Here is a 2,541-nt window from a genome sequence, read left to right as displayed (position 1 = left end):
AGAACCCGTGTTAGGGTGTTGTGTTGTTAAATGGGGAGTGCCCCCGTAATTGGGAAAGAGCCGAAAGAGCCTGATTATATTGGTCGGGACGGAAGGATTTGAACCTTCGACCACTAGCACCCCATTCTTAAAAAGACCGTTTTCAAACGGTATCATTTGATATCAAATAGTAACACTAACTCATTGTATTTTATATATTTTCACCATGTGCTATACTTCAAAAAATATCAAACGATTTCATGTGAGATCTCACGAAAGTACACCTAGAAGTACACCTAATTTTTAAGTGGTGCAATGATGGAAAGACAATTTACAGACGCCTATATTCGATCGCTAAAACCAAGATCTTCTCGCTATGAAGAATTCAGAGATGGGGGTTTTGGTATTCGAGTCACCCCCAAAGGACTAAAAACATTTCTATACCGTTATAAAATCAACGGCCAAAGGCATTTCATTACTATAGGCCACTACCCTGCTATGAGTTTATCGGAAGCCAAGAAACGTTTTATCGATTTAAGCGATATTCGTCATGGCGAAGTAAATCCCAAAGAGCAGATCGCAGAACAAAAACAGAAAGACCAAAGTACCGTAAAAAATCTGATACTCCACTGGTACACCAACTACATTGAAAAACACCGCGCCCAACCGCTGCAAATTTGGCAACACATCAAAGTAGATATCATTCCCCTCTTGGGTAATAAGAAATTGGAACACTTAAAAACAAGAGAAATCACCCAAGCTCTCGATAAAATTGTAGGACGTGGCTCACCCGTTCATGCGAACAAAGTACTAAGTACATTAAAGCAAGCATTCAACTATGCAGTAAGCCGAGGCGAAATGCTGCTAAATCCTGCCATGACCATACGAGCCAGAGACATAGGCGGCGTAGAAAAACCCAGAGAACGCTATTTAACCCTTGATGAAGTAAAAACTCTATGGCAATTTCTCGACAGTGAAGAACATGGCACCTCGTTTCAGATCCGAGCAGCCCTAAAAATCATCCTACTTACAGGCGTAAGAACAGGAGAAATCCGAGTAGCCAAATGGTCAGAATTCGATTTTGAAAACTCCTTATGGACTATCCCAGCCGAAAATACCAAAACCAACATAGTCATGAGAATTCACCTCACAGAAATGACTAAAAAGGTATTGAGAGAACTCAAAGCACAAAGCGATTCAGAATACGTCATTACAGGCGCAGACGATCAAAGTATTTTATCCGACCGAGCTATGCCAAGAGCAGTAATCAGAATACAATCACGAGTAGGCATCCCCCACTGGACAGCACATGATTTAAGACGCACCTTTGCAACTCAGCTTGGTGAGGCATTGCATGTTGATCCGGTAGTGATTGAGAAATGTTTAGGACACAAGATGCCTAAGATCATGGCTACTTACAATAAAAATGAAATGCTGCCTCAGCGAAAGGAGGCTTTAAATGCCTGGTCAGAGCTTATTGAAAATATGCAGCAAGAAAATGTAGTAATAATCCAACCCAAAAGAGTATCAGAACAATAAGGAATTTTTATGGAAAGTAACCCAGCCAATTTTGAGCAATACCACATTAGACGTTTATATGATGAAGAAACTGAAACATGGTTTTTTTCAGTTGTAGATGTAGTCCAAGCCCTGATACAACAACCCGATTACCAAGCCGCAAGAAACTATTGGAAGGTGTTAAAAAATCGCTTACAAAAAGAAGGTAGTCAGTCGGTTACAAAATGTAACCGACTGAAATTAGCGGCAGCTGATGGCAAAAAATATCTCACTGACGTTGCAAATGCCGAAACATTGCTACGGCTCATTCAATCAATCCCAAGCCCAAAAGCTGAACCCATTAAACTATGGTTAGCAAAGGTCGGCTACGAACGCATGCAAGAAATGTCCGACCCCTCTCAAGCACTTGATAGAGCCAGAGAAACATGGAAACAACATGGCTACAGTGAAAAATGGATACAACAGCGCATGACGGGTCAGGAAACCCGGAATAAGCTCACGGATTATTGGAAAGAACACGGCATTGACGAACCCAGTGAATTTGCAATCCTTACTAATATCATTCATCAAGAATGGACAGGCTTGAGTGTAAAAGAACACAAACAGGCAAAAGGATTAAAATCCCAGAACCTACGAGACCATATGAGTGAAGCTGAGCTAATCTTCACAGCACTTGCAGAGCTATCAACAAGACAAATTGCCGAGGCTACAAATGCCACTGGAATGACTGAAAATCAGAAAGCCAGTAAACAAGGTGGTGGCATAGCTAAAAAGGCACGTTTAGAACTGGAAGAGAAAACTGGCAAAAAGGTCGTAAGCAAAGATAATTTCTTACCGAATAAAAAGGATTTACCAAGCAAAGAATGAAGCCATGGACATCAGTTATTTCCAAAATAGAAACAACTGATCCAGGCAACTATTTCCATTTTGGAAACTGTTCGATATAACGCCATAAAGACATCTATGAGAGCAAGACAGAACCATAAGGTAGAAGCACATTTCCCCTACCCTTTCATAAATAAAAATCAAGAAATGAATGAATAC

General features: G+C 40.6%; 2 protein-coding genes. Both read left to right on the top strand.

Features of this window, described 5'->3' with window-relative positions; all coding sequences use genetic code 11:
- Nucleotides 1-294 precede the first annotated feature (294 nt).
- Nucleotides 295-1,518 carry a tyrosine-type recombinase/integrase gene (locus LOX96_RS17445; protein WP_082060358.1) on the top strand — a complete coding sequence of 408 codons (1,224 nt, stop codon included), beginning with the start codon at nt 295-297 and terminating at the stop codon, nt 1,516-1,518.
- A gap of 9 nt (nt 1,519-1,527) precedes the next feature.
- The gene (locus LOX96_RS17440; protein WP_250424810.1) at nt 1,528-2,364 is read left to right on the top strand and encodes a BRO family protein; all 837 of its coding nucleotides are present in this window, start codon (nt 1,528-1,530) and stop codon (nt 2,362-2,364) included.
- Nucleotides 2,365-2,541 lie beyond the last annotated feature (177 nt).

The sequence above is a fragment of the Legionella maioricensis genome, from assembly GCF_023618015.1.
Lineage (GTDB): Bacteria > Pseudomonadota > Gammaproteobacteria > Legionellales > Legionellaceae > Legionella > Legionella maioricensis.
The sequence above is the reverse complement of the archived record's forward strand: the minus strand, read 5'-3'. Positions and strand labels throughout refer to the sequence as shown.

What these genes read in the sequence shown, in the direction of transcription:
- LOX96_RS17445 (WP_082060358.1), top strand. Translation starts at nt 295, where the DNA reads ATGATGGAAAGACAATTTACAGACGCCTATATTCGATCGCTAAAACCA.
- LOX96_RS17440 (WP_250424810.1), top strand. Translation starts at nt 1,528, where the DNA reads ATGGAAAGTAACCCAGCCAATTTTGAGCAATACCACATTAGACGTTTA.